Below are 6,000 nucleotides of genomic sequence, written 5' to 3'. Positions count from 1 at the left end.
CTTTACCAATTCTATTGGTAGACGTTTGCGGTCAACAACAATGTTTATGCTGTTAAGAATAAGTTATACAAACAAATATTTGCAATCATGAAAAAGGCTATTTCTTTGATACTATCTATTCCTTTAATCTTCTTGTTTGACAATAAAGTCCAAGCCCAGCCAGTAGAGTCTTCATATGACCGGACAAAATTAGTATTAGTTAAAGGAGACAACAATAATAGTTGCAGCTTTATGTCCGCCGATTTGTTAGAGCGAGCGGCAGACATTGTTCAAGGACTGTTATCTGTTACTCCTCTTGACAATGAACAACAGGTTCGTTACAAAATGCGCTTTGCTCCGGATCAGCCTAATGCACACAATCCCTTAGAATGGACAGCGCTTGCCCAAAGAAACTATACTAAGGCTGTTGTATATTTCAGCAATAACGCTGTGACTCGGCGTACTTTCACTATGGCAATTAATTACAATCAACCGAATCAAAAACAATGCTTGTGGGAAGTACGACAACCATCACAAAGACTTGAAGCAGATCCTTCAGTTTCACAATAAGGTCAATAAGATACTTGCCCTGGCAAGAATTGAAGAAACAAACTTTTGATTATAGCTAGGGCAAACGCACTCTCATTTTCGGGCAAAACAAAAATAATTGGTACGTAGCTTCTATGTATAGAGCTTAAAGTTTTAATTATCCAGAAATTACTTATCTAGTAGATGAATTAGATATTGATGATATTTCTTAAGTAACTGCTAGCCAAAATACTCCTTGAACCAGCCTCGCTACTGCAAGTCGAGGGTGAAGGCGCTGATATCAGCAACTTTATCGGTTGCCAAATTGAAGTGCGATCGCTCTCAGGCGACATCAAGTTTATCGGCGAGATGACGCAATGGGATGAAAAACACGGAATTATTACTCTGGCGACACCAGAAGGCGATCGCATTGCATATCTGCGAGAATGCTTCATAATTGGTTGACATTATTTAGGGGTGGTATTTAATCACCGCCCCGCTAAAATTTCCCGCCGACGGGAAATATTGAAATTTAATGCGTCCTCAAGCAACGCAGATCGCACTCATCGCCTTAGTTGATTTATAAAGTCTTGAAGATTTATTGGAAGATTTTGAGATTTATTCAAAGACTGAAAAAGATATAACCACATTTTCGGCTATTTTTGGCGAATCAACTTCTTTTCTCCCACTATAATGCTTTTTGAGTCTAGTTCGCGCCCAAAATTTTCCCGAAGCGCGGGAATTATTTGAAATTTTAAGTCGTCTTTGAATAGTGCAGATTTCCTTCACTCGAATTAATTATTTTGAGAGTAACCGAGATTTATTAAAAGAAAGCCAGATTTCATGTCAGTCTGAGAAAGTTAGAGCCAAGCAGATCGGCTATTTTTGGCGAATAAACTTCTTCTTCGGTTGAGAATGCCCTTTAGAGGGGCGTGGATCTACAAGGCAAAATTTTCTTGCTCTTCGTGCCCTTTTTTCGGGGTGCGTGTGGGTATAGAGTGAATACAACTTTAGTTACGTTTAGTTGCATTGAACCCCAATGTCCCCACTAGCCATTGTCCAAATTAAGGAACGTAAACAATTAGCAAAGCTTGCCCCGGCTGATGCTCAAGTAAAATTAATTCAAATGTGGTTACATGGTAAAGCACCAAAAAGCATCAAGGCTTACCAGTTTTACGTTACCGATTTTTTAGCTTTTTTGGGTAAACCTTTGCTCGAAGTCACCCTTGAGGATTTGTACGATTATGCTGACCATTTGCTGAAGTTGGGGTTGGCTCCCAATACTCAAAAAACACGTCTTTACGCGGTTAAGTCACTTATTAGTTTTGCTCATACAATCGGGTTCCTACCTTTTAATGTGGCGACGGCTATGAAGTTAAAAAAGACTGCTGATACGCTCAACGAGCGGCTTTTGGCAACTAAAGAAGTACAAAAAATAGTTTGGGCGACGGAAATGGCAACTTATAGGTATCAGGGTGAAAAGCAGCGCGATTTATTAATTTTGAAACTATTATATACTGCGGGTTTGCGGGTTTCTGAGTTAACACAACTCACTTGGGGGGATTTAACCGAACGCGATCGCGGTGGACAAGTAACGGTGGTGGGTAAGGGTGATAAAACTCGTTCGGTGTTGCTACCTGTTTCCTTATGGGCGGAATTGATGGAGTTTAGGGGGAGTGCGTCTGATGGTTCTCCGGTGTTTAAAAGTCGCAAGGGGGGAGGACATTTAGACCGCAGTCAAATTAATCGGATTGTGGAAGCTGCTGCAAAACGGGCACTTGTTAATAAGAAAGTTAGTCCCCATTGGCTGCGTCATGCCCATGCTACCCATGCCTTAGAAAGTGGTGCTGATATCGGTTTGGTGCAAAAGACATTGGGACATGACAATGTGGCGACTACCAGCCGCTATTTGCAAGCCCGACCTGACGATAGCAGTGCTATGTATGTCCCTACTTTGTAATTGTAAATTACAGAAGAATCTGTTAGAACAATATGTAACAAAGTAGCAATCTACACCGCCAAGCTCTCAGGAGAAAGACTGACAAAATGTTAGTATCGCCAAACTTTGGATTTTTAGAAATCCATGACCCGCAACTGGTGCGACTGGGGGCTTTAGCAGAAAGATATTTTACTGACGACCCCAACACTTGTTTAATAAAACTGCGTCAGTTTGGTGAACTCCTCGCGCAACTGATTGCCGCTAATGTGGGGATGTACGACTATGACGAACGGCAAATTGATTTAATGCGTCGCCTGCGAGATAGAGGAATTCTTAAAGGCAAGGTATATGAGTTGTTTGACAAATTGCGCTTGGCAGGGAATAATGCCACACACGCATTGGCAGACGACCAAAGAACTGCACTCAGCAACCTGAAATATGCACGCCAATTAGGAATTTGGTTTCATCGGGTTACTACCAAAAATCCCGATTTTAACCCTGGTCTATTCATCCCACCCCAAGACCCAGCAGTAGAAACCCAAGCACTCAAACAAGAATTAGAACAGTTGCGTTTTGAATTACAAGCCAGCCGCACAGCCACAGAAATAGCACAAATTGCTGCCCAACAAGAAGCACAACGACGCATATCCGCAGAAGAATTAGCCAAAGAAGCCTCAGCACAAAAACAAGCTGCCTTAAATCACCTTGTAATTATTCAAGCCACAGCAGAGAGTCAGTCTGCACAAACAATTCAAGAAACCATCCAGCTTTCCCAGCAGGCAGGAGAAAATATTGACTTAGATGAACGCGAAACCCGCCTTATTATCGATGCCCAACTTCGTGCAGCTGGTTGGGAAGTAGATTCGGAACAGCTTACTTATAGTAACGGTATCCGTCCGCAAAAAGGGAAGATGAGAGCGATCTCCGAATGGTCTACAGATGATGGACGCGCTGACTACGTTTTATTTGTGGGACTGCAAGTAGTCGCTGTAGTCGAAGCCAAACGTCAAAGCACCGATGTTTCTGCTGCCATTGACCAAGCCAAGCGTTACAGTCGCGGCTACAAAATTAAAGGTGATGAAATATTACCCGGTGGTCCTTGGGGTGAATATCAAGTCCCCTTTGTCTTTGCTACTAACGGACGCGAATTCTTGCGGCAGTTGCAAACCAAAAGCGGTATTTGGTTCTGTGACTTACGCCGTCCTGAAAACATCCGCCGTCCCCTTACCACTTGGTACAAACCGGAAGCTTTGATTGATGCCCTCAACCAAGATGTAGATAAGGCACACCAATTACTTGCCCAAGAAGATTTTACATATAATCTGCTACTGCGCGATTACCAAATTAAAGCCATTAAAGCAATTGAAGCACATCTGGCAAAAGGAGCCAGGGAATTATTGTTGGCAATGGCAACGGGAACAGGCAAGACTAAAACCTGTATTGCCCTTGTTTATCGTCTGCTGAAAACCAAACGTTTTCGCCGTGTCCTGTTTCTCGTAGACCGCACCGCATTGGGAGAACAAGCCACCAATGTTTTTAAAGAAACGCGGATGGAGAATCTGCAAACCTTCGCTGATATTTTTGGTATTAAAGAACTTGGTGATTCAATACCAGATAGAGATACCAAAGTCCAGATTGCCACCGTCCAAGCATTTGTTAAACGCATTCTCTACCCAAGTGATAACACTCCCATCCCCACAGCAGATCAATATGATTGCATCGTTGTGGATGAATGTCACAGAGGATATTTGTTGGATAGGGAATTAAGCGATACAGAACTTACCTTCCGCGACTTTAACGATTATATCTCCAAATATCGCCGCGTCCTCGACCATTTTGATGCTGTGAAAATTGGGCTAACTGCCACCCCTGCACTGCACACCACCCAAATATTTGGTGAACCGGTTTACACCTACAGTTACAAAGAAGCTGTGATTGATGGACACCTCATCGACTGTGAACCACCCATCCGCATCACTACAGCCCTCTCGGAAGATGGCATAATGTGGCAAGCTGGGGAAGCAATGGAATATTATGACCCCATAAAAGGCACAATCGATTTAGTTCATGCCCCGGATGAAGTCAGAATTGAGGTAGAACAATTTAATCGCCGAGTTGTTACCGAAGAATTTAATCGGGTAGTCTGTGAATTTTTAGCAGAAAATATTGACCCTTCACTGCCAGGAAAAACCTTAATATTTTGTGCTACCGATAGTCATGCTGATATTGTTGTTCATTTATTAAAACAAGCACTGATTGCCCAGTATGGCAGCGTTGAAGATGATGCAGTTCTCAAAATTACTGGCAAGGCTGATAAACCATTACAATTAATTCGCCGCTTTAAAAACGAAGCTAACCCGAAAATTGCAGTCACGGTGGACTTGTTAACCACTGGTATTGATGTGCCAGAAATCTGCAACTTGGTATTTATTCGTCGGGTGAATTCGCGCATTCTTTACGAACAAATGTTGGGACGGGCAACCCGGCGCTGTGATGAGATTAAAAAGGAAGTTTTCTATATTTATGACGCGGTGAATTTATATGCAGCCCTTGCCCCTGTTTCTACCATGAAACCCGTGGCAGTTAATCCCAATATTTCATTTACCCAACTGGTAGAAGAATTAGGGACAGTCAACGATACCACCGCAGCCACTACAATTGTTGATCAATTATTAGCTAAATTGCAACGTCAGCAGAGAAAATTAGGGGATAGCAACCGGGATAATATTGAAGCCGCAGCCGGGATGCCGATACCGGAGATGATAAATCACCTGCGTCAAAGCGACCCCCGACAAGTTCAAGAATGGTTTGGGCAACGGGCAGGGATCTCGCAAATGTTAGATGCTAGAGATGGTGGCAGACAACCACTGCTAATTTCCCGCCACGCGGATGAACTGCGACGAGTGGAAAGGGGTTACGGTAATGCCCAAAAACCCGAAGATTATTTAGATAGTTTTGGCGCATATTTACGCGAGAACATTAATAAAATTCCGGCTTTGATAGTTGTAACTACCCGTCCCCGCGAGTTGACTAGGACGCAGTTAAAAGAATTGCGCTTAATGCTTGACCAAGCCGGATATTCAGAAAAAACATTGCAGGTGGCATGGCGGGAAATGACTAACGCAGATATTGCTGCCTCAATAATTGGATTTATCCGCCAAGCAACTTTGGGGGATGCTTTGGTTCCCTATGAGGAGAGAGTGGACAAGGCAATGAAGAAAATCCTGGCTTCTCAAAACTGGACACCACCCCAGCGCAAGTGGTTGGAACGCATTGGTAAGCAGTTGAAAGTAGAAACTATTGTGGATCAGGAGGCATTAGACCAAGGGGAATTTAAATCCCAAGGTGGTTTTGTCAGATTAAATAAAGCTTTTAATGGGCGGTTAGAAGAGATTTTGGTGCAGATTAATGAAGCATTGTGGCAGGATGTAGGGTAAAAGAAAATCAAAAGTTTATAATTCCAGCCCAAATTTAAATTTATTAATATTTTGGGGCTGGAATGAATTTAGTTAATCTTTGAATCAACAAAAGGTTAATTTATTTATGTTAAAAAT

4 protein-coding genes are annotated in these 6,000 nt (G+C 42.6%); 3 read left to right on the top strand and 1 reads right to left on the bottom strand.

Annotated features, from left to right (window positions below; genetic code table 11):
- Window positions 1–87 precede the first annotated feature (87 nt).
- The gene (locus AABK37_RS26370) at window positions 88–549 is read left to right on the top strand and encodes a hypothetical protein (RefSeq protein WP_432554471.1); all 462 of its coding nucleotides are present in this window, start codon (window positions 88–90) and stop codon (window positions 547–549) included.
- A gap of 167 nt (window positions 550–716) precedes the next feature.
- Here AABK37_RS26370 and AABK37_RS26365 read toward each other — a convergent pair whose 3' ends face one another.
- Window positions 717–962: a hypothetical protein gene (locus tag AABK37_RS26365; protein WP_432554470.1), complete on the bottom strand. Its 246-nt coding sequence runs from the start codon at window positions 960–962 to the stop codon at window positions 717–719.
- A gap of 584 nt (window positions 963–1,546) precedes the next feature.
- Here AABK37_RS26365 and AABK37_RS26360 point away from each other — a divergent pair.
- Window positions 1,547–2,467: a tyrosine-type recombinase/integrase gene (locus AABK37_RS26360; RefSeq protein WP_432554469.1), complete on the top strand. Its 921-nt coding sequence runs from the start codon at window positions 1,547–1,549 to the stop codon at window positions 2,465–2,467.
- A gap of 86 nt (window positions 2,468–2,553) precedes the next feature.
- Window positions 2,554–5,883 (top strand): type I restriction-modification system endonuclease, encoded by a 3,330-nt coding sequence (hsdR, locus tag AABK37_RS26355; protein ID WP_432554468.1) that lies wholly within the window; start codon window positions 2,554–2,556, stop codon window positions 5,881–5,883.
- Window positions 5,884–6,000: the final 117 nt, after the last annotated feature.

The sequence above is a fragment of the Tolypothrix sp. VBCCA 56010 genome (assembly GCF_050875635.1).
Classification (GTDB): Bacteria; Cyanobacteriota; Cyanobacteriia; order Cyanobacteriales; family Nostocaceae; genus Hassallia.
The sequence above is the reverse complement of the archived record's forward strand: the minus strand, read 5'-3'. Positions and strand labels throughout refer to the sequence as shown.

Excerpts from the sequence above, each read along its gene's own strand:
- AABK37_RS26370 (WP_432554471.1), top strand. The coding sequence starts at position 88 with ATGAAAAAGGCTATTTCTTTGATACTATCTATTCCTTTAATCTTCTTG.
- AABK37_RS26365 (WP_432554470.1), bottom strand. The coding sequence starts at position 962 with ATGAAGCATTCTCGCAGATATGCAATGCGATCGCCTTCTGGTGTCGCC.
- AABK37_RS26360 (WP_432554469.1), top strand. The coding sequence starts at position 1,547 with ATGTCCCCACTAGCCATTGTCCAAATTAAGGAACGTAAACAATTAGCA.
- hsdR (WP_432554468.1), top strand. The coding sequence starts at position 2,554 with ATGTTAGTATCGCCAAACTTTGGATTTTTAGAAATCCATGACCCGCAA.